This window comes from Ochrobactrum sp. XJ1 (assembly GCF_024701725.1).
In the GTDB taxonomy this organism is placed as follows: Bacteria; Pseudomonadota; Alphaproteobacteria; order Rhizobiales; family Rhizobiaceae; genus Brucella; species Brucella anthropi.
On sequence record NZ_VDGD01000005.1, the window covers coordinates 265,166 to 291,310 of the forward strand.

A 26,145-nucleotide genomic window follows, 5' to 3' on the forward strand; every position below is an offset into this window, starting at 1 on the left:
CGTACTAGCTCGTTGCAATAAAACGCTTTTCAGAGCCGTTGATCACGATGGCTGAAAGCTGCCCACTTCTCCATGCATATGTATCGAGATTGACCCTGTTCGGTTGAATATCGATAGCGCTTTGCGGTGTATGCCCGTGGATGATGACCTTTTCGAAGGGCTCAGTCCATTTGAGGAAAGCTGTGCGAATCCAGATCAATTCTTCCGGGTCTTGTGCATCCAGCGGCACAGCAGGGTTTATGCCTGCATGACAGAAGAAGAATTCGCCAAAAGCGACTGAGCGCGGCATGGCGCGAATGAAGTCGATATGGGTTTGGGGAACGGCCTTGACGAGCGCGGCATGACCTAGGCGCGCTGAATCTGCATCAGTAAAATCAACTTCCACATTGTAGGAGCGGGCGGTATCAATGCCACCGTGGAGTGCGAATATCCCGGCAACGTCTCCCGTTGCTAGATAGGTAAGAAAACCGTCGTCGTGATTGCCCAACAGCGAAATGACGCGCTTATCCCGACGTGACACATCAATCAGAAAATCCAGCACTTCTTTCGAGCGCGGACCACGATCGATATAATCACCAAGATGAATGATACGCCAGTCGTGAGCGGGGCGGTGGTCAAGGTCGGCACGGATCAGCCCGTGCATATCCTGCAACAAGTCGAGACGGCCATGTACGTCGCCGATGGCATAAAGGCGGATACCGTCGGGTCCTTTGGCATCTTTGAAAACTACGCCGTTCATTCGCTGTCATTTTCCTTCGTGTCCTTGCCTGACTTCGCACCCGCCCGCTGCCGATAGCGCAGGCGCGAGACACGTTCGCGTTCTTCGTGAAGCTCGCGATCATGCGTGGCCTGTTCCACGAAACGAATGTGTTTTCGCACCGCTTCGCGTGCCGCTTGCGGATTACCGGCCATGACGGCATCGTAAATGGCGCGGTGCTGCGAAAGAAACATGTCGGCGACGCCAGGATAGCTGTAAATTAGGCTGCGATTGTAAAAAACGCCATCCTTCAGAAGTTGATAGCAAGACCGCAGGGTGTGCAGCAGAACGATGTTGTGTGCTGCTTCACCAATGGCATTGTGCAATTCCACATCGAGGCGTGCCTCCGTGTCGAAGTCGCTGACGCCATGAGCCTTTTCCATGGCCTCCATGATCTCGGTCAAAAGCGCTTTGTCAGCTGGTGTAGCTCGAAGTGCTGCATATTCTGCGGCAATGCTTTCGATTTCCCGGCGATATTCGAGATAGTCTGCGGTCGCCTTGCGATGATCGGCAAAAAGCTTGACCACAGGGGCGCTGAATACCTGTCCGATCACGTCTGCAACGAATGTGCCTCCACCATGACGAGAGATGAGGAGTTCGGCAGTCTCAAGCCTTTTTAGAGCATCGCGCAATATCGGGCGAGATATATCGAACTGGCGCGCCAGTTCACGCTCGCCGGGAAGCCGGTCGCCACCGCGCAGAACGCCTTCGAGAATGAGCGTTTCGATCTGATGCACAACGTCGTCTGCCGTGCGGCTTGCCTGTATGCGTGAAAAAATTGTTTCGGCCATGCCGTCTGAAGCCCTCTCCATAACGGCGGCAAATTAGCCTTTAGGTCGATGTCCGGCAACGGAATATATTGAAAAGGAAAGTCCGATCGATGATGCGACCGGGCTTTCGGAATACATGATCAAAAAATGATCAGGCTTTTTTGCGCTTGCGTGTCGCGACGAGTACGAAAAGACCTGCGACAAAGCCGTACATAGCCCATTTAAACGGGAGTGCGTCAGCGGTTTCGCTGCGGATCGGAAGTACGGTCACAGTGCCGGGGCGGCTTTCTACGCCCGATTTGCCTTCGGCTTTAGCTTGTTCGATCTGTTGTGGAGAAACGACCCACTCGGCGCCACGTGATTTGTCATAGAACATGAAACCACAGCCGACGATAACGGCGACGATGATCGCTAGAATAAAACGTAAAGGTGTGTTCATCATTTTTCCCAGAAAATCAGGACAATGGGAGAAAATCATCCGATTCGCTTGAATAACGGATTGCGGGATATTTAAGCCTTTTAGAATCAAAAGCTTAGTTAGCTTTATATGCTGGCACACTAATATAGCGCGCGCGACTTATTAACCGACGAACGAAAGCCAGTCTATTTCTTTGCTACTTCGTGCGGAGATGCGCCGCTTTCCCAGTAAGGAACAGGGCCATAAAGATCTGCCAGATAGTCGATGAACAGTCTGACCTTTGCCGGGAGGAACTGTTTCGATGGATAGACGGCATGAATTGCAACGTTGCGAGACGCGGCATAGTCGGGCAGAACTTGTACCAACTTGCCTGCTGCAAGTTCCGGGCCGATATCCCAGGTCGAGCGTTGCGCTATGCCGAGGCCTGCCAGGACTGCCTCGCGTACCATTTCGCTGGAATTGGTTTGCAGTGGCCCCACTGGGCGAATGACGATGGGGCCTTTGGGGCCTTCCAGTCGCCAGGGGTCGTTGTTGTGAGGTGCCAGACAGATATGGTCCTGCAAGTCCTCAATCGTCTGTGGTGTACCCCGTTCCGCGATATAGCCGGGTGAAGCGACGAGAATACGACGCACGGGTGCGAGACGGCGTGCGACGAGGGTTGAATCGGAAAGTTCGGCGATCCGAATGGCAAGATCGTATCCATCGCCTACAATGTCGACCATCTCGTCGGTGAGCTGCATATTGACGGTAAGGTCTGCGTTGGCGCGCATGAACGGCACGAGATAGGGCGCAATGTGCATGCGACCGAAAGTCGTAGGGGCTGAAATTTTCAATGTACCGCGCGCATCGGCAGAACGGCGGGCAACAAAGGCTTCCGCTTCTTCGATGTTGGAGAGAATGGCCAGAACCCGCTCATGATAACCCTGACCGGCCTCAGTCAACGCGATCTGGCGTGTCGTTCGTTGAAGCAGTCGGGTTCCGAGGCGCTCTTCCAGCCGTCCCAGACGTTTTGAGACGACCGCTGGCGAGAGGCCCAGATCGCGAGCGGCTGCTGACATGCTGCCCGTTGCCACGACGCGGGCAAAGATTTCCATATCCGCCAGACTGCTCATCATGTTCTGCTATCCCACTCATTGCCGTGCTTTGCTAAAGCTTTGGGTTTAAAGCATCTAGCCGAGCGCTAGGAAACTAGGCAAGCAATTATGCCGCAGTGTGAAAACTGTTTAGCCGCTGACTAAAGTGGTAAAAATGATTTACCACTTGACGAGAATGGTGCGGAGTGCACTTTGACCACATAAGTGGTGGAGGAGAATATGAGCGGACTCATCATGCCGGAGCTGGACGCGTTCGTCATGCAGCGGCGCGAGCAGATCGTTGCAGACTTGCGCGACATCGTGCCGGGCGAAGGCGTTGTGGATGCTATCAATGCGATGCGCGTGTTCGAGAGCGATGGCCTGACCGCGCACCGTTCGTTGCCGTTGGTCGTTGTGCTGCCAGAAACGGTTGATCAGGTTTCGCAGGTTCTGCGCTATTGTCACGATAACAACGTTCGTGTCGTGCCACGGGGAGCGGGTACATCACTGTCCGGCGGTTCCATGCCGCTGCAGGATGCGGTTTTGCTTGGCATGTCGCGCTTCAATCGCATTCTTGAAATCGATTATCCGAACCGCGTCGCTGTGGTGCAGCCAGGCGTGACCAATCTCGGCATTACCAAGGCTGTTGAACACGAGGGGTTTTATTATGCGCCTGATCCCTCGTCACAGATTGCCTGTTCCATCGGTGGCAACGTCGCGGAAAATGCGGGTGGTGTGCATTGCCTTAAATACGGTCTGACCGCCAATAATGTGCTCGGCATCGAAATGGTGCTTATCACCGGAGAAGTTATCCGGCTTGGCGGTAAGCATCTCGACAGTGAGGGCTACGATCTTCTCGGTCTGATGACCGGCTCAGAAGGACTGCTCGGTGTCGTGACAGAGATTACGGTCCGTATCCTGCAAAAACCGGAAACGGCGCGTGCAGTCATGGTCGGCTTTCCCTCCAGCGAGCAAGCCGGTCAGTGTGTCGCTGACATCATCGGCGCAGGTATCATACCAGGCGGCATGGAGATGATGGACAGGCCAGCCATCAAGGCCGCCGAAGATTTCGTGCGGGTCGGTTATCCGCTCGATGTTGAAGCGCTGCTGATCGTCGAACTGGATGGGCCGCCCGTCGAAGTGGACTATCTGATAGGTCGGGTCGAAGCACTGGCGCTTACAAACGGTTCCACAACCTGCATTCTGTCGCAATCGGAAGAACAGCGTCTGGCTTTCTGGGCAGGCCGGAAGGCGGCATTCCCGGCAGTGGGACGCATCTCGCCGGACTATCTGTGCATGGATGGCACCATTCCGCGCAAAGAGCTGCCGCGTGTTCTGTCCGGGATGCGCGAACTTTCCGAGAAATACGGATTGCGGGTGGCCAATGTGTTCCACGCGGGCGACGGCAACCTGCATCCGCTTATCCTCTATGATGCGAATATTCCTGGCGAACTGGAAGCTGCGGAAGATTTTGGCGCGGACATTTTGCGCCTTTGCGTGAAGGTCGGCGGTGTTCTCACCGGCGAACACGGCGTCGGAATTGAAAAGCGCGATCTGATGCCGGAAATGTTCAACGACATCGATCTTGACCAGCAGATGCGTGTCAAATGTGCTTTCGATGCCAAGCACCTTCTTAACCCCGGTAAGGTTTTTCCGCAATTACGCCGCTGCGCCGAGCTTGGTCGTATGCATGTGCATCGTGGCGAGCTGGCCTTCCCGGATATTCCCCGATTCTGAGTTGTGGTTTGATCATGAGCGATGCAAATATTCTAAAGCCGCAAGATGAGGCTGGTGTTCTGGATGCCGTGCAGGATGCACTGGCCAGTTCCACGCCGCTGGAAATTATCGGCCATGGCTCCAAGCGTGGCATCGGACGCAGGGTTGATGCCGGTCGCGTGCTCGACGTGTCGCGGCTTACGGGCGTGACCTTGTATGAGCCGGACGAACTGGTGCTCTCGGCAAAGGCCGGAACGCCGATGGTCGAGATCGAAAAGCTTCTGGCCGACAACAATCAGTGCTTTCACTTCGAGCCGATGGATTACGGCCCGTTGCTGTCGGGCGAGGGTGGGCGCGGCACGATTGGTGGCGCGCTTGCCGCCAATCTGTCCGGTCCGCGCCGTCTCAAGGCAGGTGCTGCCCGCGATCATGTGCTTGGGGTGCGCGTCGTGTCCGGGCGTGGCGAATTGTTCAAATCTGGTGGTCGCGTGGTCAAGAACGTGACCGGCTATGATTTGTCCAAAGGCATGGCTAATTCCTGGGGCACACTGGGCGTTGCCACCGAGGTGACGTTCAAGGTTCTGCCGAAGCCGGAAACGGCGGCAACGCTTGCCGTGCGCGGTCTGACCGACGAACAGGCGGCGCGCGTCATGGCCATGGCTATGGGATCGCGAGAGGAAGTCGCTTCCGCCGCGCATCTGCCGCCGACTGTTGCCAATCGCTTCCTTGACGGTAAGCTCGGCTGGGATGCGGCGACCGTTCTACGGCTCGAAGGCTTTGCACCTTCGGTCGAGCACCGTAGTCGGCAATTGCAGGCGCTGCTCCGCCAATCCGGCACGGTGGAAGTGTTGAACGGGGGGCAATCGCAGCAGCTCTGGCGTGAAGTGCGCGATGTCCTGCCTTATGCCAATGCAGGCGACAATCGCGCTGTCTGGCGCGTTTCGATGACGCCGATGCAAGGCTGGCAGATGGTGGACGAGTTCCGCCGTCATGCGGGCGTCGATGCCTATTACGACTGGCAGGGTGGGCTGATCTGGATGCGGATGGAAGCGGACCCGGAAGCGCAAACTTTGCGCAAGCTGATTACCAAATATGGCGGTGGCCATGCGACGCTCGTGCGCGCATCGGAACATATTCGCGCAAGCAATGCAGTGTTCGAGCCGCAACCGGCAGCACTTGCAGCGCTTTCTCAGCGGTTGAAGCAACAATTCGATCCCGAAAATATCCTCAATCCGGGGCGTATGCATCCCCGTCAGGCTGGAGCTTGAAGCCATGCAGACCCATTTCAGCCCCGATCAGTTACGCGATCCTGGTGTCAGCGAAGCCGAGAAAATTCTGCGTAAATGCGTGCACTGCGGCTTCTGTACCGCAACATGCCCGACCTATGTGACGCTCGGCAACGAACTCGACAGCCCGCGTGGCCGCATCTACCTCATCAAGGATATGCTGGAAAACGGTCGCCCGGCGGATGAGGAAATCGTTCGCCATGTTGACCGTTGCCTGTCCTGCCTTTCCTGCATGACGACATGTCCTTCCGGGGTCAACTATATGCATTTGGTCGATCATGCACGGGCGCATATCGAAAAAACCTATAAGCGCCCATTTATGAACCGCTTCCTGCGTGGGGTTTTGGCACAGGTGCTGCCCTATCCGGGCCGTTTCCGCGCTGCGCTAAAACTGGCAAAACTTGGAAAGCCGTTTGCGCCGCTCCTGCGCAAAAGCCAATCCCTACGACCGATGGCGGCCATGCTCGACCTAGCGCCGCAAAGTCTGCCAGCGGCTGCCAATATCGAAACAGTTAGTGCTGCCAAAGGTGAGAAGCGTGGTCGCGTGGCGATCCTCAATGGCTGCGCGCAGCCAGTGCTCAATCCGGGCATAAATGCCGCCACCTTGCGGCTTTTGAACCGCTTCGGCATCGAAGTGGTGACACCGAAGGGCGAAGGCTGCTGCGGTTCGCTGGTCCATCATATGGGCCGCGAGGAGCAGGCGCTTGAACAGGCACGGCACAATGTCGATGTCTGGACGCGTGAGATCGAAGCGGGTGGTCTTGATGCCATTATTGTCACTGCATCGGGCTGCGGCACGACCATCAAAGACTACGGCTACATGCTGCGTCTCGATCCATTCTACAAGGACAAGGCAGCACACGTATCAGCGTTGGCCAAGGACATCACCGAATATCTCACCGGCATCGATCTGCCGGAACCCGATGCGCCGCAGACGCTGACAGTCGCCTATCACTCGGCCTGCTCGATGCAGCACGGGCAGAAAATTGTGCGGCAGCCGAAAGACCTGCTGTCAAAAGCGGGCTTCACGGTGAAGGAACCGCTGGAAGGGCATCTGTGCTGCGGATCGGCTGGCACCTATAACATCATGCAGCCGGAGATTGCCGCCAAGCTGCGTGACCGCAAGGTAAAGAACATTGAGGCGACAGGCGCCGATCTGATCGCTACCGGTAATATCGGCTGCATGACCCAGATCGCCACCGGCAGCAAGCTACCCATCGTGCACACGGTGGAACTGATCGACTGGGCCTATGGTGGGCCGAAGCCTCAGGGATTGTCACAAATAGCTGCATAAAAAAACCGGGCAATTGCCCGGTTTTGTCTTCGATGTCTGCTCAGCCAGCCGAAAAGGTACTCGGATTCGGGCCGATCCGGCCGTCTGCCTTGTCCAGTTTCGTAATCGCATCGTGATCGGTTCCGTTGAGACGGAAATCGAAAATATCGAAATTTTCTTTGATACGGGCGGGCGTAACGGACTTGGGAATGACGATATTGCCCGTTTCGATGTGCCAGCGCAGGATGATTTGTGCGACCGACTTGCCATGCTTTTCCGCGATGGCCTTCAGCGTGGCATCCTCCAGAATTTTACCCTGACCAAGTGGGCTCCACGCTTCCGTCGCGATGTCGTGTTTGCTGTGGAACAGACGCAACTCGTCCTGCTGGAACTGTGGGTGCAGCTCAATCTGATTGAGAACCGGCGTTACGCCGCTTTCCGTGATGATGCGTTCGAGATCGGCTGTACGGAAGTTGGATACACCAATGGATTTGGCTCGACCCTCTTCTTTCAATTTGAGAAAAGCGCGCCATGTTTCCATGAAAAGATCTTTCGATGGCATCGGCCAGTGGATGAGATAGAGATCCACATAATCCGTGCCAAGCTTTTTCAAGCTGGCGTCGAATGCTTTCAGCGTCGATTCATAGCCTTGTTCACCGTTCCACAGTTTCGTGGTGAGGTAAATGTCGCCGCGCTCGATTCCGGAACTCTTGATCGCCTTGCCGACGCCTTCTTCATTGCCGTAAATGGCAGCGGTGTCGATGTGACGATATCCTGCTTTCAACGCTTCGCTGACAGCGGCCACTGCTTCGTCATTACCTACTTGCCAGACACCGTAACCGAGCTGCGGAATGTGATTGCCGTCGTTCAGTTTAACCGTCGGTACGGTCATGATTTATCCTTTCCCTCCGAAGCATTCAGCGCAAAGGTGGATCCTTTGATGCGCATGAATGCTATTGACCTGCATGCCGGTTCTTTCTCCAGCACGAACTGCCATTTGGCAGCCATTTTCATATCTCTTTGGACTTTGCCACTGTCAGCATATGGGTGTTCGGGGGAAAAGGAAAAGCCCTTTCAATCATGTTTCCAAGTCTGCAATCATTCTTTCTGTGCAGAAATTTTGATCTTTTCAGATTTATGAAAACAATACGACCGCCTCCGAGAGAAGGCGGTTGTAAATGGCAGAAAAAAGATGGTTCGATTAGCGGACAACCACCTTTGCGCCGACCGGGACACGTTCATAAAGATCGGTGACGTCTTCATTGCGCATGCGAATGCAGCCGGACGACATTGCCTTGCCGATAGTCCAAGGCTGGTTAGTCCCGTGGATACGATAGAGTGTTGAACCGAGATAAAGCGCGCGCGCGCCAAGCGGGTTATTTATCCCCCCTTCCATACGCGCCGGGAGGATACGCCCCTTCTTGCGCTCGCGGGCGATCATTTCCTTCGGCGGTGTCCAGGTTGGCCATTCAGCCTTGCGGCTGATGCGCTGCGAACCCTTCCAGCTGAAACCTTGTTTCCCGACGCCGACGCCATATCGCATCGCTTTACCGCCGGATTGAACGAGATAAAGGAAGCGCTTGCCTGTATCGATGACGATTGTGCCCGGTTTTTCGTTGCCGGAATAGGAAACCGTCTGCGGCAGGTAAGCGGGATCGATCTGGTGCTTTCGTACTGTGGTTGCCGGATTCGCAGCCGGGCGTTGATACGAAACCTGACGATAGCTGGATTTGACTTTCTGCTTCTGTCTGGCGGCAACACGTGGCGCTGGCTGCAAAGATTGCGGTACGGCCTTTATGCGGGCAGGCTGTCCATGCAATTGAGCTACCCATGGCGCGGAAAGATCAGGACTCACACGTACCGGCGGCAGTGTTGCATAGCGGTCATTGGCAAAGGCCATGCCCGTGCTGACGATGGAAACGGCAATCGCCGCAAGCGACCCAATTAAAAGAAGATGCCGTGGTTTCATAATTCAGATCCGTATCTTTGCGCCTGAAAATCTTTGTGACGCAGTTGCCCGTTGCAGCTCCTGACATCTGCTGTCAGGAGAGCGACCCTCATGCTCGTGTGGGGATTGTGTGCCGGAATGGAATCGTAAAGGTAAATTTTGGTCGCGTGTTTTGCCTGACGGCCCTTCCAATTAAAGTTGTGGTTAGTGTCAGGTTGCGCGACATAATTAATTATGGATGAAACTTGAGAGGCGGAACAATGAGCGATGTCGCTGAGGCAAAAACCGGTCTGATCGTTGGCGCCGATGGAATGACGCGTTGCTTCTGGCCGGGCGAGTTACCCGATTATCTTGCTTATCATGACAAGGAATGGGGTGTTCCTGTCTCTGACGATTTCCGGCTTTTCGAAAAAATCTGCCTTGAGGGTTTCCAGTCAGGCCTGTCGTGGCTCACGATCTTGCGCAAGCGTGAGAACTTTCGGGCCGCTTTCGATGGCTTCGATTTCCATCGTGTTGCGCAGTACAATCAAGAAGATGTGGCGCGCCTGCTGGCCGATAAGGGTATCGTGCGCCATCGCGGCAAGATCGAATCCACGATCAACAACGCCAAGCGCGCAATTGAGCTGGTTGCCGAAAAGGGTTCACTTGCGGCCTATTTCTGGTCATTCGAACCGGGCGTAAAAGATCGCCCTACCGTGGTGGACTATCCAACTCTTGTTGCCAATCCGAAGACTGAAACATCAATTCGCATCTCCAAAGATTTGAAGAAGCGCGGCTGGTCATTCGTTGGTCCAACGACTGTATATGCTTTCATGCAAGCAATGGGGCTGGTGAACGACCACATCGAAGGTTGTCACTGTCGGACACACATTGAAAAATTGCGACAGAGTTTCAAACGACCCAGCTAGAGCAACGATTGCTAAGCCGCATCATTTCTGCGAGAAACATCCATCTTTGAGTATGGGAGACGATCATGGATTTGGTGTCGTTGTTGGCATTTGCCGGTATTCTGGTTGTGGCGGCGGGTACGCCGGGGCCGAATGTCGGCGCGCTGGTGGCACGCGTCATCAGCCGCGGCCACAAGGGCGTCTTTCCATTCATGTTCGGTCTGTGGCTTGGTGATGCTATCTGGCTTTCACTCGCAGTCTGGGGACTGGCTGCGCTGGCCAACACATTTCACACTGCGTTTCTCATCCTCAAATATGTGGGCGTAGCCTATCTGATCTATCTTTCGTGGAAGATGTGGATCGCACCGGTAGATGAAGTTGCGGATGAAAATGCCATTCCGCGTCAGGGTGAGGCTGGGAAGCTCTTCCTTAGCGCGCTGGCGATTACACTTGGTAATCCGAAAATCATGGTTTTCTACCTCGCCATTCTGCCGACGGTGGTTGATATCACCCATGTTTCGCTGGTTGGTTGGGCTGAATTGCTGGTGGTCATGTTTACTGTTCTCGCTGCAGTTGATACGGCGTGGGTGGTGCTTGCCGCGCAGGCAAGACGGTTTCTGCGCAGTCCTCGCATGATGCGGATCGCTAACAGAACCAGCGCTGGCATGATGGCAGGCGCGGCCGTCGCCATTGCGACACGCTGAACACGCTTCCTGCACTTGCCGCAACGGACTTGATCGGTTAGGAAACCGGCAACAGAATTGATGCCGGTTCCAATCGGCATGTGTGTATAAATCAGCGATCAGGCAGGAAAAATGGCCGATAAAGCGGACAAGATGAAGGCGCGGTTGCCGCGCGGGTTTGTCGATCGGGTGCCGGATGATTTGCGCGCCGCTGAAAAGATGATGGCGACAATCCGTGAAGTTTACGACCTATATGGCTTCGAGCCGGTGGAAACTCCGCTCGTGGAATATACGGATGCACTCGGCAAGTTTCTGCCGGATCAGGACCGCCCGAACGAAGGCGTGTTCTCGTTTCAGGACGACGATGAACAATGGCTGTCGCTGCGCTACGATCTGACTGCGCCGCTGGCACGTTACGTCGCTGAAAACTACGAGTCGTTGCCAAAGCCTTATCGCAGTTATCGTAATGGTTGGGTGTTCCGCAATGAAAAGCCGGGACCGGGTCGTTTCCGTCAATTCATGCAGTTCGACGCTGACACGGTCGGTGCGCCGAATGTCTCGGCCGATGCCGAAATGTGCATGATGATGGCCGACACGATGGAGCGCCTAGGCATCAGTCGTGGCGATTATGCGATCCGCGTCAATAACCGCAAGGTTCTTGACGGTGTGTTGGATGCTATCGATCTTGAAGGTGAGGGCAATGCTGTCAAGCGCCTCAATGTACTGCGTGCCATCGACAAGCTCGACAAGTTTGGACCTGAAGGCGTTCGCCTTCTGCTCGGCAAGGGCCGTCTTGATGAAAGCGGCGATTTCACCAAGGGCGCTGAACTTACTGATGATGCAATCGAGAAAGTTTTGGCTTTCACTGCGGCGGGCGGGGCGACAGGCGTCGAAACGATCGCCAATCTCCGTGCAGTTGTGGCTGGCAACGCCAAGGGTGAGGAAGGTGTAACCGAACTTGCCGACATGCAGGTGCTGTTCTCGGCGGGTGGCTACGATGGTCGTGTGAAGATTGACCCGTCCGTTGTGCGTGGTCTTGAATATTATACGGGGCCGGTTTTCGAAGCGGAACTGCAATTCGACGTTACCAATGAAGACGGTCAGAAGGTCGTGTTTGGTTCTGTGGGCGGTGGTGGCCGGTATGATGGTCTCGTGTCACGCTTCCGCGGCGAGCCAGTACCAGCGACGGGCATTTCTATTGGTGTTTCGCGCTTGATGACGGCTTTGAAGAACCTCGGCAAACTTGATGTTTCCGATGTTGTCGGCCCGGTAGTGGTTCTGGTTATGGACAGGGATACAGAAAGCCTTGGCCGTTATCAGAAGATGGTCTCCGACCTGCGCCAGGCCGGTATTCGCGCTGAAATGTATGTCGGCGGGTCCGGCATGAAGGCGCAGATGAAATATGCTGATCGTCGTGAAGCGCCTTGCGTCATCATTCAGGGCTCGCAGGAGCGTGAGGCCGGTGAGGTGCAGATCAAGGATCTGGTCGAGGGCAAGCGCCTTTCTGCGGAGATCGAGGACAATGTAACCTGGCGCGAAAGCCGCCCGGCTCAGATCACGGCCAAGGAAAATGGCCTCATCGATGCCGTCCGTGAAATCCTTGCCAGCCAGGCGCGAGATCGCGCAGAACAGTCGAAGTGACGGAAACCATGGCTGGATCGAGCTCGTCTGGTGTTTTCAATTCTCTTCGTGCGACGCTTGGTGCGCGCGAAGCCGAACTTGTCGAAATTCCGCTGATTCAGCCGGCTGATCCATTTCTGGATATGGCGGGCGAGGATTTACGCCGTCGTATTTTTCTCACTGAAAACGAGAACGGCGATAGTTTGTGCTTGCGGCCGGAATTTACCATTCCCGTCTGCCGCAACCACATCGCCCTGAATGCTGCCACGCCGAAGCGCTATGCCTATCTGGGCGAAGTGTTCCGTCAGCATCGTGACGGTGCGGCTGAATTCCTTCAGGCCGGTATCGAAGACTTGGGTGCTTCCGACGAAGCCGCATCGGATGCGCGCTCGATTGCTGATGCGCTTTCCTGTGTTCGCGCGGCGGCTCCTGAAGCAGAGCTTGAGATTGTTCTGGGAGACCAGTCGGTTTTTGCGGGTATGCTGAAGGCGCTGGGCCTGCCACAAGGTTGGCGCAAGAAGCTTCTGCGTTCTTTCGGCGATGCGAATTCCATGGAACAGGTACTTGCTGAACTGACTGGCGCACAACGGCGTGATCCGTTGCCGGAAACGCTTGCCGGGCTGGTGGCAGAGGGCGATGAATCCGGGCTTGCACGCATGCTGGAAGCGGAAATGCTCGAAGCTGGCATTTCGCCCAGTGCAGGACGTTCGCCGGCCGAGATTGCACGCCGGTTGATCGAGAAGGAAGATCTTGCGGTTACGCGCTTTCCTGCATCCGCGCTTGATCTTCTGAAACAGTTTCTTGAAACGCGCGTCTCGCTTGATTCCGCAGCCGTTACCTTGCGGGCATTTGCTTCGGAACACGCCCTTGATCTTGCTGCAGTCTTGCAGAAGTTTGAGGCGCGCAGTGAAGCTATTGTGAATGCGGGCATCGCCACAAAAGATATTATCTACGATGCCTCCTTCGGGCGTCCGCTCGATTACTATACCGGTCTCGTTTATGAAATCCGGGCTCCGGGTGTTGAAAAGGAAGGCGTTCTCGCTGGCGGCGGTCGCTATGACCGGCTTCTGACCATGCTTGGCGCTTCGGAAAACATTCCCGGCGTCGGCTTTTCCATCTGGCTCGACCGACTGCAAATGCTGGCGGGAGAGAAAAAATGAGTGTGACTCTGGCATTGCCGTCCAAAGGGCGCTTGAAGGAACAGACGCTCGCAGTACTAGACAAGGCAGGTTACAAAGTGATCCTGCCGGATGACTCGCGTAATTACCGGGCTCGTGTTGAGGGCGAAACTGATCTCGACATTCTGTTCCTTTCGGCTTCCGAAATCGCCCGTGAACTGGGATACGGCAGTGTTGATCTGGGCGTTACAGGCGAAGATCTTGTTCGCGAAACATTGGCGCATTCGGAAGAACGCGTGGCCATCGAAGCGGAACTGGGGTTCGGTCATGCTGACGTTGTGGTGGCAGTTCCGGAAGTCTGGCGTGATGTGACCAGCATGGCTGACTTGGACGATGTGGCGGCTGATTTCCGCCAGCGTCATGGTCGCCGTCTGCGCATCGCCACCAAATACTGGCGACTGACACAGCAATTCTTTTCGCAGAAGCATGGCATTCAGGTTTACCGCATCGTTGAAAGCTTGGGGGCTACTGAAGGCGCTCCGGCTGCAGGTTCTGCAGACATGATCGTCGATATTACATCGACGGGTTCAACACTGCGGGCTAACCGCCTAAAGGTTCTGGAAGACGGCGTTATTCTGCGCTCGCAGGCTTGCCTTGTTTCAGCGCGCCGCAGTCGCGAGAATGCACGTGTCACAGAAGTTGCGACCCGTATTCGTAAAGGACTGGGCGGGTAGATAACTTCAAGTTTGTCTTTTATGTTGCGAGTTGCCATTTCACAATTGGAACTCGGAACAGTTCAGATGAATAGTGTGCGGAAATTGATTGGACGTTGTACCTGCGAAGCAGTCCGTTTCACAGTGACGGATGAATTCGAATATGCCCTGAACTGCCATTGCTCATTATGTCGTCGTGCCACTGGCAGTGCATTCAAGGCTTTCGGTGGAATAAAAACCCACGCACTCGAAGAGACAAATAGTAAATCGTCGCTCATGCTTGTCGGCAACGAGATCGATCACGATGTGCGATGCGCTTCTTGTGGTTCTTTTCTATATTCCATCGTTCGCGGGGGCGAATATGTTCACGTCAATTATGGTGTGTTGGCTGAGGAGCCAAAGCTGAAGCCGTCTGCTCATATTTTCGTCGGCTCGAAAGCTCCATGGTATGACATTCTGGATGACTTACCTCAATTCGAGGAGAATCCTCCTTTTTAACCATTGGCAGCAAGACGCTGGAAATTAAAAAACCGCGCCATCTGAATAGCGCGGTTTCTTTATGTTGTGTTGCTGATTTCTGATCAGCCGCGCTTGGCGTCAATCGAAAGCGAACCTGCACCATGCAGGGCGAGGATAAAGAGACCACCCGCAATTGCGAGGTTTTTCTGCGCCATCATGGCGTTCATGCCTTGCGAGAAGTCCATGTGGGCAACAAGCGTCGCGCCGATGGTGAACAGACCGACAATGGCTGCCGCGATGCGGGTCTGAAAGCCGACGAGAATTGCGAGGCCGCCGACAAATTCCACCAGACCGACAATGACAGCCGTAACGGTTGGAACCGGAAGGCCGAGACCAGCGAAGTAACCTGCAGTGCCCGAGATGGCGGTCAGCTTGCCGTAGCCGGCAAGAATGAAGAGGATCGAAAGAAAGATGCGGGCGATGAGCGTTACAGCGCCATTGGACTGTGGAGTGATAGAGGACATGCGGGGCTATCTCCTGTTGAACTGAGGCATCAATTAACGACTGCAGACTGTCAAGGAAAGCCGTCTAATCCTCGACAGTTTGTTTACAGTATGAATACCAATTCACTCTGGTGCAATCATTCTCTCTGCCCGCACCAGCCGCTCGTAGTCTTCTGCCGACACCAATCCGCTCGCCAATGCTTCTTCACGTAAGGTCGTTCCATTCTTGTGCGCAGTCTTGGCGATCTTGGCTGCATTGTCATAACCGATCGCCGGAGCCAGCGCGGTCACAAGCATCAGCGAGCGGTCCAGCAGTTCCTTGATACGGTTCAGGTTCGGTTCGATTCCCTCCACACAATGATCGGCAAACGACACCATGGCGTCACTGAGAATGCGGATCGATTGCAGGACGTTATATGCGATTACCGGTTTGAACACGTTAAGCTCGAAGTGACCCTGGCTTGCGGCGACCGTAATTGTGGTCTGGTTGCCAAACACCTGTGTTGTGACCATAGTCAAAGCTTCTGCCTGGGTCGGATTGACCTTGCCCGGCATGATTGAGGAGCCGGGTTCGTTTTCCGGCAGTGACAGTTCACCAAGCCCGGAACGCGGACCCGAACCGAGGAAACGAATGTCATTCGCGATCTTGAAAAGATCCGCCGCCAAAGCATTCAGGCTGCCATGGAAATTGAGGATAGCGCCGTGGCTGGCAAGAGCCTCAAATTTGTTGGGCGCAGTCTTGAAAGGGAGGCCGGTAATTTCGCTCACGGCTTCAGCAAAGCCCGTGTCGAAACCGATTGGCGCGTTCAGGCCCGTGCCGACTGCAGTCCCGCCTTGTGCGAGCAGAAAGACGTCTGCGAGCGATTGCTCGATGCGATGGCGCGCATATTCCAACGCGGCGCGATACCCGGAGAATTCCTGTCCCAGTGTAACCGGCGTTGCATCCTGCGTATGGGTACGACCGATCTTGATGATATCCTTGAAGGACTCTTCCTTGGCCTGGAGCGCCTTGGTCAGATGTTCAACCGCCGGATAAAGCCGATTGACGGCCTCGACTGCCGTGGCAACATGGATTGCCGTTGGGAAGCTATCATTGGACGACTGGCTCATATTCACGTGGTCATTGGGATGGACCGGCTTCTTGGACCCCATTTCACCACCGAGAAGTTCGATAGCCCGGTTTGAAATGACCTCGTTGGCATTCATGTTCGATTGCGTTCCCGAACCAGTCTGCCAGACGACCAGCGGGAAGTGCTCGTCGAGCTTACCCTCGATGACTTCGGACGCCGCCACTGCAATTACCTGGCCGAGAACCGGATCGAGTTTGCCAAGCGCAATATTGGTTTCCGCTGCCGCGCGCTTGACGACACCCAGTGCGTGGACCAACGGAAGCGGCATGCGCTCCCCGCCGATCTTGAAGTTTTGCAACGAGCGTTGCGTCTGAGCGCCCCAGTAGCGGTCTGCAGGAACATCAATCGGTCCGAACGTATCTGTTTCGGTACGCGTAGCGGTCATTTCAGGTCTCCGGGTAATTGGACTCGAAACCGAGCCATCCAAAGCAAATATAGCACCGCCAGGTGCTTGGCGGGCTAATGTTTCTTCGTGAAACTTTTATAACGCAATCATTTGATAAAGCATGACTATAAAAGTCAATTTTTGTTGACCGGCACTTCCACGGTCAAGCGTCGTCCTCTTCGTCACCGTTATCCGTTTCGGAAATCCAGGCGGTCGGTTCGATCTTGCGCTGGGTTTTGCTATCGGTGAACGTCCACCAGCCAGTATCTGTCTCATCCCACTGACCGCCACCGGCCTGCAATTGGGCTAGCGTTCGATACTGTGCAATTGACTCATTGCGCTGGTCATCTTCATCGGTCCAGACGACTGTAATCTTACGGCCGTCTTTCGGAGCTGTGGCGATAGGAAGTTCTTTACGCATATGATCATCCATTACATTGTGACAGCGGATAATCATAGGGCATACAATGCTAGCGGCAAGCCGGAACTCTAACGTTCCGGCTTGCCGTCTTATTCAGACGGCACGCGCCGACTTAAGTGCCTTGCCCCACCAAACCAACTGATCCAGCATGTTTTTGGCTGCTTCTGCCAGATGAGGGAAGTCGTCCAGCTTATTCTCGCCTTTGACGACGGCGAGATAATCAGGGAAAAGTATATGAACGCCGGTCTTGACTGACATAGAAGACATTTCGACTGCAATCATCCGCAGTTGTTCGACAGCGCGAGCACCACCGACGCCACCATAGCCGACAAATCCCATTGGCTTCTGAATCCAGTCACCATAGTCGATGGCGTTTTTCAGAACAGCAGTAGGAGCGTGATTGTATTCAGCCGCAGTCAGGATGTAGGCATCGAACTCGCGCAGCTTGTTTTTCCATTTGTCAGCAGTTTCTGCTTGTGCGGTCGTGGTGGAAGTGTCGCCATAGAAGCCCATCGGATAATCGGCGACATCGAGAATTTCCACGTCCAGTTCCGGGCGTTCTGCTACGAGTTTCGCAATCCACTGAGCAGGGACTGGAGCAAAACGCTGTTCACGTGTACTGCCGACGATGACGGCGACTTTGAGCTTAGACATAGATAGCACCTTTATTTAGAGTGGTAACCGTTAGAAACTGACGCTATATAAGTGACTTACCTAGCGCACAAGGAGGCACTTTTATGAAACCCGGTGACTTCAAGGAAACCAGTGCATGCAGGACCGTTGCGGATATTCTGTCTCGCGTGGGCGATAAATGGACGGTGCTTGTGGTGAGCTATCTCGGTAATCATCCAATGCGTTTCAACGAGTTGCGTCGAAGCGTAGATGGTATTTCTCAGAAAATGCTGACGACGACGTTACGCAATCTGGAGCGAGATGGTTTCGTCACGCGTACGATCTTTCCGACAATTCCGCCCAAGGTCGAATATGAACTGACTGAAATGGGGAGCGATCTCTTGCGGCCTGTGCGCGCATTGGGTGAGTGGGCGATAGCCAATGAAGCAAAGGTAATGATGGCTCGTGCGCGTTATGACGCCTCGATATCAGGAAAGGCGCAGATTGACGCCGCAGAATAGAAGCTGAGTTTTTTGGAAGTGCAAGTGGAAAGACAGGCCGAAGCCTGCCTTTCCTGTTGCCTGAGACAGGACTTCCAAAGTGCGGGGGCAAACAGGAAGTCCATCTCTGTGTCATTCGGGATTGACCATGATTGGTGGTTATGAGTCAATCAGAAGTTTCTAAAATAACGACTTCGGTGCAGCAAAGCGCGAGCAGAGTAAATTTTTCATAAATCACAAACGGTTATGCAACGTAAAAAGAAAGGCGGCCCAAGGCCACCTTTCTCGCATTTTCATCAAAGTAAGCTTGACGGACTTCTTGGAAGTCCATGCCGCCACCCGCACCGCCTTGCGGTGCGAGCTTATTACCTGATGGGCGTGCTTTATAGACTTCTTAGAAGTCCATGCCGCCCATGCCGCCCATGCCGCCAGGCATGCCAGCCGGAGCTGCATCCTTCTTCGGCAGTTCAGCGATCATGGCTTCCGTCGTGATCAGGAGGCCGGCAACCGAAGCAGCATTCTGCAGGGCGGTACGGACAACCTTAACCGGATCGACAACGCCAGCCTTGATCAGGTCGCCGAATTCACCATTGGCAGTGTTGTAGCCGTAGGTTTCAGAGGCATTCTCAAGGATCTTGCCAACGATAACCGAAGCTTCTTCACCGGCATTGGTCGTGATCTGACGAGCTGGAGCCTGCAGAGCGCGACGAACGATGTTGATACCAGCTTCCTGGTCGGCGTTGATGCCCTTGGCGGAGATCTTGGCCGAAGCGCGGAGGAGGGCGGTGCCGCCACCAGCAACGATGCCTTCTTCAACCGCAGCGCGGGTTGCGTTCAGGGCGTCGTCAACGCGGTCCTTCTTTTCCTTCACTTCAACTTCCGTTGCACCGCCGACGCGGATCACGGCAACGCCACCAGCAAGCTTGGCAAGACGTTCCTGAAGCTTTTCACGGTCGTAGTCCGAAGAGGTTTCTTCGATCTGCTGTTTGATCTGGCTAACGCGAGCGTCGATTTCAGCCTTCTGGCCTGCACCGTCAACGATCGTGGTGTTTTCCTTCGAGATCGAAACCTTCTTTGCACGGCCGAGCATGTCGAGCGTAACGGTTTCGAGCTTGATGCCGAGGTCTTCGGAGATAACCTGACCGCCGGTGAGGATCGCGATGTCTTCGAGCATGGCTTTGCGGCGATCGCCGAAGCCAGGAGCCTTGACAGCAGCGATCTTCAGGCCGCCGCGCAGCTTGTTGACGACGAGCGTTGCAAGAGCTTCGCCTTCGACGTCTTCAGCGATGATGACGAGCGGCTTGGAGGTCTGAACGACAGCTTCCAGAACCGGCAGAAGAGCCTGGAGGTTCGAGAGCTTCTTTTCGTGCAGAAGGATGTAGGCGTCTTCGAGGTCAGCAACCATCTTTTCAGGGTTGGTGACGAAGTAAGGCGACAGGTAGCCGCGGTCGAACTGCATGCCTTCGACGACTTCGAGTTCGGTTTCAGCGGTCTTGGCTTCTTCAACCGTGATCACGCCTTCATTGCCGACCTTCTGCATCGCATCAGCAATCATCTTGCCAATTTCGGCTTCGCCGTTAGCGGAGATGGTGCCAACCTGAGCAACTTCTTCCGACGTGTTGATCTTCTTGGCCTTGCCGAGAAGTTCAGCAACAACTTCGGTTACTGCGAGGTCGATACCGCGCTTCAGGTCCATCGGGTTCATGCCGGCAGCAACAGCCTTTGCGCCTTCCTGAACAATTGCCTGACCGAGAACTGTAGCGGTCGTCGTGCCGTCACCGGCAGTGTCGTTGGTCTTCGAAGCCACTTCGCGCAGCATCTGTGCGCCCATGTTTTCGAACTTGTCTTCCAGTTCGATTTCCTTGGCGACCGATACGCCGTCCTTGGTGATGCGCGGAGCGCCAAAGGACTTGTCGATGACAACGTTACGACCCTTCGGGCCGAGCGTTACCTTTACAGCGTCAGCAAGGATATCGACGCCGCGCAGCATCTTTTCGCGCGCAGAGCGACCGAATTTTACGTCTTTTGCAGCCATTTTACTCTCCTGGGAATTGTCCCGGTCAGATTATGGTGAATTGGTTTGTGGTATATGATCGACCCGTATGTAGGCCATATTAGCCGACGATACCGAGTCGGAGGCGTTAGCCGACAATACCCAAAATGTCGGATTCCTTCATGATCAGCAGGTCTTCGCCGCCGATCTTGACTTCGGTTCCCGACCACTTGCCGAACAGAACTTTGTCGCCAGCCTTGACTTCCAGAGCGATCAGCTTGCCAGCTTCGTCACGGGCACCTGCGCCAACAGCGACGATTTCGCCTTCCTGCGGCTTTTCCTTGGCGGTGTCAGGGATGATGATGCCGCCAGCGGTCTTGGCTTCCGATTCAACGCGACGAACGACGACGCGGTCATGAAGCGGGCGGAACTTGATATCAGCCATGGTATAACCCTTGGTGTTATAGACGTTGAACCCTGTTAACGGATCGAGCCGATCCGCGCTTGTTAGCACTCATCATGCGAGAGTGCTAACGTGGCTCTGAGATAGAAGCCGGACCTTATCTTGTCAAGATTGCCTGAGAAATTTGACAGATGAATGATGGTTAATTTGCACCATCCTTAACGCGGAACGGCCACGGGTTGACTATGTCCGATCCGGCATATGGTGATGTCGTTGGCAATATCAATCCACAATGCGCAAATTGGAGAGTTCATCGCCGATCTGCCTGAATGTTTCGCTTAGTTCACCGCCGGTTGAGTTCCAGAAAAGCTTGGCTGGCCTGCCACTCTCCATGCGAACGCGCGAGTTTGAAGAGCAGGATCTCAACAGATCTATTTGTGCTTTCTCGGTGCTGTTCGTCTCGCTGAGGTCCAATGCGACTGTCATAACGATGATACTGGCTGACTTGGCATTGTCGCAGAGCTTTGCGAAACGCGCATTCATAGCCTTCGTATATGTACTGTTATTTTGCGAAACCGAAACGCCGCTTTCCTGAAATAAACGTGCCTGGCTGTAGTGTTTGGTTATGCGAGCAGTGTAGCCGTGCGCTGAATAGTAGGAAAAGTTTGCAGCTCTGTCGGGACCCGAGCCAGCCAGTCCGTCATATTTATAATAGGTGTTGGCGCCGTCGGTCAGCACGATCACAACTTTATCATTGCCGCGTTCGGTCGAAGGCCGGGCTTCTGTAAACGGTGCTCCTCGGACGATCGTTCGCCAGCCCCAGGCCATAGCCTCGGGAACATTCGTACCGCCGCTTGGTACCATCGCCTTGATTGCGGTTTGAATTGTTTTCATCCCCTCTTCGGTAGTGACGTCCGTCAATGGGGTGAGAGGTGATGATGTGCAGCTATAGTTGGGGCCGCCGCCATTCGATCTACCGCCTCGGTAAATCTTGTCGAGGGAATCGCGCAGATAGTATTTCTTGAGGTCGCTTTGCCGGGGCGAGTAAGCCAAGGATGTGTCGTCTTGCCACCAGCTGTTCAAAACGGTGGAAGTGACGTTTCCCCTGCTATCGGTATTGTAATACTCAGCCGGGCCGAACATGGGGACAAATAATGTGTCTGGGTTGTTGTCAGAAGGAGGCGTTACATCCAGCGCATAGGTGCCCGGACGAGATTCGACACAACCCTGCCAAGGGAGCCAAGTCTCTTTCGATCGCAGGGAAAGGTCGGCATAAAGTTCTGCACGCGAATAAGGTTTGTTATTGCGTTCCCCCCAGCCGGTTCCAGATTTGTAATATCGCCCGCTGCCTACCGGCTTTTCTTCTATCTTGCGTGTACTGTCGATGGTGACAGGCAGCGTAAAGTTTTCGAGATTGACGGGAGACCTGCCTTCCGGATCCATCCAGGCTGCGTTCAAATATTGCGGGCCGACATTTACTGAACCAGCAAAGGGAACGAGTGAAAATTGCACAGGGTTTTCAACGTGCGTTATGAGCGTGGATTGCGCGGCCATTGTCTCCACGAGCTGTGAGGCGGCTTCTTTCAGAAGGTCGATGCGCTTTTTTGTCGACCCGCTTCTAGTTTCATCCATGGAGCGGGAATTGTCGAGAACGAGAGCGACTTCAATCGTGTTCTTAAGCCTGACCGAAGAGCTGAGCGTATATTGGTTTTGATCCCAATCATCTCCTGTAAGGCGTGAAGCAATGACACCAAACAGGGACTTATAAGTGAATCCAGCGGTCGCCTGTATCTGTTGATCAGTTGTTTTATCTTTTGGAAAAGCGACGTCGAAATTGACCGCATCTGCGCTCAGTGCGGTAAGGTTGGCGGTAAAAACTTGCGCACCGTAGATCTGCACGACAGTTTGACTTTCGCCAGTGGAAAATCTCCTACCCACAGCAAGTGCCGCAGCATCGAGCGAAGCCTGCACATTGTTGCGCACGCGCATGAGATTGGCGGAGTCGACTGCAACCATGCCGGCAAGCAACAGGGGCACCAGCACCAAAGCCATTATCATCGCAAAATTACCGCGCTCGTCTTTGGCAAAGCGCAGGCTCATGGGTTGAGTCAAATGGCGAAAACTACGCAGCGCAAGCCTGCTGGTTTGAGTGATCCAGTTTTTCAATGTAGCCCCCGCCGACGGTTGTGTCTGCGACACATGAAATGAAAGGTTGTATCCGCTCCTACCAGCATCTTTCTAACAGTCAGTCACGAAGCACGGTAAATGATCGGTGAAATCACCTATGGGATAATTGGACGCGCTTTGCCGGTCGGATATCCAGGCCAAAGACCGTGACAGATGTGATTGGCTGCGTTAGATGGAGCGCTGGCTGCCTTCTCGGCAGTCTTAAAGACACCCTATAGCGGTTCTCGCCTTACCGATGGATTATCAAGAGGAAACCATGAAGCAGCTCGAACGCCTCGACGATCTGACCGACCAGTACGATGTGCTCTTCTGTGATGTATGGGGCGTGGTGCATAACGGTGAAGCCGCGTATCCGGCTGCAATCGAGGCGCTAAAGCGCGCGCGCGCCAAGGGTGTTACGGTCATTCTGGTGACGAATTCTCCAAGGCCTCATCCTGATGTCGAAAAGCAGATGTTGGGTCTTGGCGTTCCCGCCGATGCCTATGATCGTGTGGTCACGTCCGGCGATGTAACCCGTGATCTGATCGCCGAAGGTCCGCGCAAGGTGTTTCACATCGGCTGTGAGCGCGAGTTGACCATCTATGACGGTCTCGATGTTGAATTGGTCGAAGAATTCGAAGCTTCGGGGGTCGTCTGTACCGGACTTTATGATGATGAAAGTGAAACACCGGACGATTATAAGGAATTGCTGGTCCGGCTGCGTTCGCGCAATCTTCCGTTCATCTGTGCCAATCCGGACATTATGGTTGAGCGCGGTACGCGGCTGATCTGGTGCGCAGGTGCCCTTGCACGCGAATATGGCCAGCTCGGCGGACGCACCCTTATAGCAGGAAAGCCGCATCGCCCGATTTACGAGGCAGCACTGAGGTTCGCTGAAGAGATCCGCGGTGAGACAGTCGAGAAAAGCCGGATTCTCGGTATCGGAGACGGTGTCTTGACCGATGTGAAGGGAGCTGCCGATTTCGGACTGGATGTGCTCTACATCTCCGGCGGAGTTCATGCTGCGGACTATACGACCGATGGTACTGTTGACATCGCCCGAATGGAAGCGTTTCTCCAGAAGCATGGCAATCGTCCGGTTGCTGCGCTTAATGCTCTTGTTTGAGGGCGAGCAATCTCGTTACGACCAACGAAGTTCGGATCACAATGACCCCATCCAGCTTTCAGCGCCTTTCTGGAACGGATTCTTTGCCGGAACGCCTGCAGAATTGTGTCGTGGCAATCGGTAATTTCGATGGTGTCCATCGCGGCCATCAGGCTGTGCTGGAGCGCGCGCTGGAGATTGCTGAAAAAAGCGGTCTGCCAGCAGTAGTCCTGACTTTTGAACCGCACCCGCGTAGCTTCTTCAAGCCAGATGCGCCGATCGATCGTTTGACCGCAGCAGCAAAGAAGGCTGAGATTCTGCGTCTGATGGGTTTTGATGCGGTCGTTGAGCAACCATTTACCGGTGAGTTCTCGTCTCGCTCTGCGGAGGACTTCGTTGAACACATTCTGGTTGAAAGATTGCACGCAAGCTGTGTGGTCACCGGTTATGATTTTCATTTCGGCAAGGGCCGGCGCGGAACACCGGAATTTCTTCAGAAAGCTGGAGAAAAAGCCGGTTTCACGGTTACACTTGTTGACGCCTTTTCAGACGAAGGCGATAACCTCGTCTCATCGACCCGCATAAGAAATCTGCTTTGCGAAGGGGACGTCGTTCAAGCAGCGGGACTTCTTGGTTATCGCTATATGGCTTGCGGTAAAGTTATTCACGGCAAGAAGCTCGGACGTACGCTTGGATTTCCGACCGCGAACATGCAAATCGACGCGCAGGCGGGCTTAAAGCACGGAATCTATGCTGTCAGGTTCCGGCGCGAGAACGGTGACCTTAATGACGGGGTTGCAAGTTTCGGTCGTCGGCCAACCGTCGACAGTGACGGTACGCCCCTTCTTGAAACATTTCTTTTTGACTTTTCGGGCGACCTTTATGGTGAGATCGCTTGTGTATCCTTCTTTGGCTTTCTGCGCGGGGAAATCAAGTTTGATGGCCTTGATCCGCTTATCGATCAGATGAAGCGCGATGACGCAGAGGCACGAGCCCTGCTTGCAAGTGCGAAGCCACTGTCAGAACTGGATCGCTTGCTTTCTTTTGAGTGAGGTGAAGTCTTGGTTTCGTTTTCCACTTAAGATTTAAATCAAATTTTACTTATTCTCGACAAAAAGTGATAAATGCCTCAAAACTTGTTGGGGCGCTTTTTGTTGGAGTTTAATGTGGCACATATTGTTCCTTTGGCGCTCGTTGCAGGTGCCGCATTCCTAACGAGTAGTTCGCTCGCTTTCTCCGCCGATGTACAGCAAACCGATATTTATGCGGCGGAAACCGTTCAGCCCGCTCGCAAGCATTTCTGGTCCGGCGATTGGTATCTCAAGGTCGGCGCGGCAGGTCTCGTCGCTCCAAAGTTCGAAGGCTCGAACAAATATCGCTTTTCTGCCCAGCCGCTGATCTCGCTTGGCCGACAGGGGCAGGCGACGCGCTTCTCATCGCGAAATGACAACGTGTCCTTCGCATTGATCGACAATGACCGCTTCCGTGTGGGTCTCGCTGGCAAACTTCTTTTTGAGCGGGATGACGACATTCATGGCCTGAAAGACACAAAGTTTGGCGGTGAAGCGGGCGCTTTTGTCGACGTCTACCCCACCGACTGGATGCGTGTGCGTGGCGAAGTGCGTCACGGTATCCGTGCGCATAATGGCGTCGTAGCCGATATTGCTGCCGATGCATTCTATGATGTTACGCCGACTGTTCGTGTGTCGGGTGGTCCGCGTGCGACTTTCGCCTCAAAGGATTACTTCAAAACCTATTTCGGCGTCGATGCCGAGGAAGCGGTTACGTCGGGACTTTCAGAATATAGTCCGGGCGGTGGCTTCAAGTCAGCTGGTGTTGGTGGCGCAATTACCTGGAAGGCAACCGACAAGATCGATACGAGCCTGTTTGGTGAGTACAGTCGTCTGCAAGGTTCGGCAAAGGATTCAAGCATCGTGAAGGAACGCGGCTCCCCGGACCAGTTCATGGTCGGCGTTTCTGCGACTTACCGTTTCGATTTCTCGCTGGACTGACCTCAACGGTATCAATGTGAACACTTTCAGGGGGCAGGGATGCAGTTTTATTGCGTCTTTGCCCCTCTGGCCTCTTTATTCCTGCGAAGCTCATTGCTAAAAGCGTGCCCATGATGACGGATTTTCGGCTTATCATGACGGCCATACGAATTATTGGCCCGGCCTCCCGCTTTGCCTGAATGGCTGCTTTGCCA

At 54.4% G+C, this 26,145-nt stretch carries 26 protein-coding genes; 13 read left to right on the top strand and 13 right to left on the bottom strand.

All coding sequences use genetic code 11. From position 1 onward, the window contains the following. Positions 1 to 4 precede the first annotated feature (4 nt). The 4 genes from FG152_RS10985 to FG152_RS11000 form a co-directional block, all read right to left on the bottom strand. Positions 5 to 739, bottom strand: coding sequence for a metallophosphoesterase (locus tag FG152_RS10985; RefSeq protein ID WP_010660971.1), 735 nt, complete (start codon positions 737 to 739; stop codon positions 5 to 7). Beyond that, on the bottom strand, positions 736 to 1,548 hold the full coding sequence (locus tag FG152_RS10990) for an FCD domain-containing protein (RefSeq protein ID WP_010660972.1): 813 nt from the start codon (positions 1,546 to 1,548) through the stop codon (positions 736 to 738). Before FG152_RS10990 ends, FG152_RS10985 begins: the two co-directional genes overlap by 4 nt. A 130-nt stretch (positions 1,549 to 1,678) precedes the next feature. Continuing rightward, a complete protein-coding gene (locus FG152_RS10995; protein ID WP_010660973.1) occupies positions 1,679 to 1,966 on the bottom strand; it encodes a hypothetical protein in 288 nt (95 codons plus the stop codon). Between the two features lie 164 nt (positions 1,967 to 2,130). Then, positions 2,131 to 3,060 carry a LysR family transcriptional regulator gene (locus tag FG152_RS11000; protein WP_010660974.1) on the bottom strand — a complete coding sequence of 310 codons (930 nt, stop codon included), beginning with the start codon at positions 3,058 to 3,060 and terminating at the stop codon, positions 2,131 to 2,133. Positions 3,061 to 3,258: 198 nt separating this feature from the next. Here FG152_RS11000 and FG152_RS11005 point away from each other — a divergent pair, with 198 nt between their 5' ends. From FG152_RS11005 to glcF, 3 genes are read left to right on the top strand one after another with little or no spacing between them, the layout of a single operon-like run. After that, a complete protein-coding gene (locus FG152_RS11005; protein WP_498986488.1) occupies positions 3,259 to 4,755 on the top strand; it encodes an FAD-linked oxidase C-terminal domain-containing protein in 1,497 nt (498 codons plus the stop codon). A 14-nt stretch (positions 4,756 to 4,769) separates the two neighbouring features. Beyond that, on the top strand, positions 4,770 to 6,002 hold the full coding sequence (gene glcE, locus FG152_RS11010) for a glycolate oxidase subunit GlcE (protein WP_010660976.1): 1,233 nt from the start codon (positions 4,770 to 4,772) through the stop codon (positions 6,000 to 6,002). Positions 6,003 to 6,006: 4 nt separating this feature from the next. Then, positions 6,007 to 7,314 carry a glycolate oxidase subunit GlcF gene (gene glcF / locus FG152_RS11015; RefSeq protein ID WP_010660977.1) on the top strand — a complete coding sequence of 436 codons (1,308 nt, stop codon included), beginning with the start codon at positions 6,007 to 6,009 and terminating at the stop codon, positions 7,312 to 7,314. Positions 7,315 to 7,354: 40 nt separating this feature from the next. Here glcF and FG152_RS11020 read toward each other — a convergent pair whose 3' ends face one another. Together FG152_RS11020 and FG152_RS11025 are read right to left on the bottom strand one after the other, a co-directional pair. Continuing rightward, on the bottom strand, positions 7,355 to 8,185 hold the full coding sequence (locus FG152_RS11020) for an aldo/keto reductase (protein WP_010660978.1): 831 nt from the start codon (positions 8,183 to 8,185) through the stop codon (positions 7,355 to 7,357). A gap of 309 nt (positions 8,186 to 8,494) precedes the next feature. Beyond that, positions 8,495 to 9,262 carry a L,D-transpeptidase gene (locus tag FG152_RS11025; protein WP_010660979.1) on the bottom strand — a complete coding sequence of 256 codons (768 nt, stop codon included), beginning with the start codon at positions 9,260 to 9,262 and terminating at the stop codon, positions 8,495 to 8,497. A gap of 239 nt (positions 9,263 to 9,501) precedes the next feature. Here FG152_RS11025 and FG152_RS11030 point away from each other — a divergent pair, with 239 nt between their 5' ends. From FG152_RS11030 to FG152_RS11055, 6 genes are all read left to right on the top strand, one after another. Further along, positions 9,502 to 10,149 carry a DNA-3-methyladenine glycosylase I gene (locus FG152_RS11030; RefSeq protein ID WP_010660980.1) on the top strand — a complete coding sequence of 216 codons (648 nt, stop codon included), beginning with the start codon at positions 9,502 to 9,504 and terminating at the stop codon, positions 10,147 to 10,149. Positions 10,150 to 10,214: 65 nt separating this feature from the next. Further along, a complete protein-coding gene (locus tag FG152_RS11035) occupies positions 10,215 to 10,832 on the top strand; it encodes a LysE family translocator (protein ID WP_010660981.1) in 618 nt (205 codons plus the stop codon). 111 nt (positions 10,833 to 10,943) lie between these two features. Continuing rightward, complete coding sequence (gene hisS / locus FG152_RS11040) at positions 10,944 to 12,452, top strand: histidine--tRNA ligase (protein ID WP_010660982.1); 1,509 nt, start codon at positions 10,944 to 10,946, stop codon at positions 12,450 to 12,452. 8 nt (positions 12,453 to 12,460) lie between these two features. Then, complete coding sequence (locus FG152_RS11045; protein ID WP_010660983.1) at positions 12,461 to 13,591, top strand: ATP phosphoribosyltransferase regulatory subunit; 1,131 nt, start codon at positions 12,461 to 12,463, stop codon at positions 13,589 to 13,591. Further along, positions 13,588 to 14,283 (top strand): ATP phosphoribosyltransferase, encoded by a 696-nt coding sequence (gene hisG / locus FG152_RS11050; protein WP_010660984.1) that lies wholly within the window; start codon positions 13,588 to 13,590, stop codon positions 14,281 to 14,283. The genes FG152_RS11045 and hisG overlap by 4 nt, the downstream gene beginning before the upstream one ends. A 123-nt stretch (positions 14,284 to 14,406) precedes the next feature. Then, complete coding sequence (locus tag FG152_RS11055) at positions 14,407 to 14,760, top strand: GFA family protein (RefSeq protein ID WP_308669810.1); 354 nt, start codon at positions 14,407 to 14,409, stop codon at positions 14,758 to 14,760. 83 nt (positions 14,761 to 14,843) lie between these two features. Here FG152_RS11055 and FG152_RS11060 read toward each other — a convergent pair whose 3' ends face one another. The 4 genes from FG152_RS11060 to FG152_RS11075 all read right to left on the bottom strand — a co-directional run bounded on the left by FG152_RS11060 (position 14,844) and on the right by FG152_RS11075 (position 17,814). Further along, entirely contained in the window at positions 14,844 to 15,245 is a 402-nt protein-coding gene (locus tag FG152_RS11060; RefSeq protein ID WP_010660986.1) for a DoxX family protein, read from the bottom strand. A 102-nt stretch (positions 15,246 to 15,347) separates the two neighbouring features. Continuing rightward, positions 15,348 to 16,739 carry a class II fumarate hydratase gene (fumC, locus tag FG152_RS11065; protein ID WP_010660987.1) on the bottom strand — a complete coding sequence of 464 codons (1,392 nt, stop codon included), beginning with the start codon at positions 16,737 to 16,739 and terminating at the stop codon, positions 15,348 to 15,350. Between the two features lie 163 nt (positions 16,740 to 16,902). Next, entirely contained in the window at positions 16,903 to 17,160 is a 258-nt protein-coding gene (locus FG152_RS11070; protein ID WP_010660988.1) for a hypothetical protein, read from the bottom strand. A gap of 93 nt (positions 17,161 to 17,253) precedes the next feature. Then, on the bottom strand, positions 17,254 to 17,814 hold the full coding sequence (locus tag FG152_RS11075; protein WP_010660989.1) for an NADPH-dependent FMN reductase: 561 nt from the start codon (positions 17,812 to 17,814) through the stop codon (positions 17,254 to 17,256). Positions 17,815 to 17,897: 83 nt separating this feature from the next. Here FG152_RS11075 and FG152_RS11080 point away from each other — a divergent pair, with 83 nt between their 5' ends. Then, the gene (locus FG152_RS11080; RefSeq protein ID WP_010660990.1) at positions 17,898 to 18,293 is read left to right on the top strand and encodes a winged helix-turn-helix transcriptional regulator; all 396 of its coding nucleotides are present in this window, start codon (positions 17,898 to 17,900) and stop codon (positions 18,291 to 18,293) included. 373 nt (positions 18,294 to 18,666) lie between these two features. On the opposite strand, the gene groL is transcribed toward FG152_RS11080, so the two are convergent. The 3 genes from groL to FG152_RS11095 form a co-directional block, all read right to left on the bottom strand. Beyond that, positions 18,667 to 20,307, bottom strand: a complete 1,641-nt coding sequence (groL, locus tag FG152_RS11085; protein WP_010660991.1) for a chaperonin GroEL — start codon at positions 20,305 to 20,307, stop codon at positions 18,667 to 18,669. A gap of 106 nt (positions 20,308 to 20,413) precedes the next feature. Continuing rightward, complete coding sequence (gene groES / locus FG152_RS11090) at positions 20,414 to 20,710, bottom strand: co-chaperone GroES (protein WP_006472506.1); 297 nt, start codon at positions 20,708 to 20,710, stop codon at positions 20,414 to 20,416. A gap of 240 nt (positions 20,711 to 20,950) precedes the next feature. Further along, positions 20,951 to 22,834 carry a TadE/TadG family type IV pilus assembly protein gene (locus FG152_RS11095; protein ID WP_226622662.1) on the bottom strand — a complete coding sequence of 628 codons (1,884 nt, stop codon included), beginning with the start codon at positions 22,832 to 22,834 and terminating at the stop codon, positions 20,951 to 20,953. Positions 22,835 to 23,111: 277 nt separating this feature from the next. Between FG152_RS11095 and FG152_RS11100 the strand changes: the two genes are divergently transcribed. The 3 genes from FG152_RS11100 (at position 23,112) to FG152_RS11110 (ending at position 25,951) form a co-directional block, all read left to right on the top strand. Next, entirely contained in the window at positions 23,112 to 23,960 is an 849-nt protein-coding gene (locus FG152_RS11100; protein ID WP_010660993.1) for a TIGR01459 family HAD-type hydrolase, read from the top strand. Between the two features lie 41 nt (positions 23,961 to 24,001). After that, positions 24,002 to 24,991: a bifunctional riboflavin kinase/FAD synthetase gene (locus FG152_RS11105; RefSeq protein ID WP_029376216.1), complete on the top strand. Its 990-nt coding sequence runs from the start codon at positions 24,002 to 24,004 to the stop codon at positions 24,989 to 24,991. 72 nt (positions 24,992 to 25,063) lie between these two features. Continuing rightward, the gene (locus FG152_RS11110; RefSeq protein ID WP_374828132.1) at positions 25,064 to 25,951 is read left to right on the top strand and encodes a MipA/OmpV family protein; all 888 of its coding nucleotides are present in this window, start codon (positions 25,064 to 25,066) and stop codon (positions 25,949 to 25,951) included. Positions 25,952 to 26,145 lie beyond the last annotated feature (194 nt).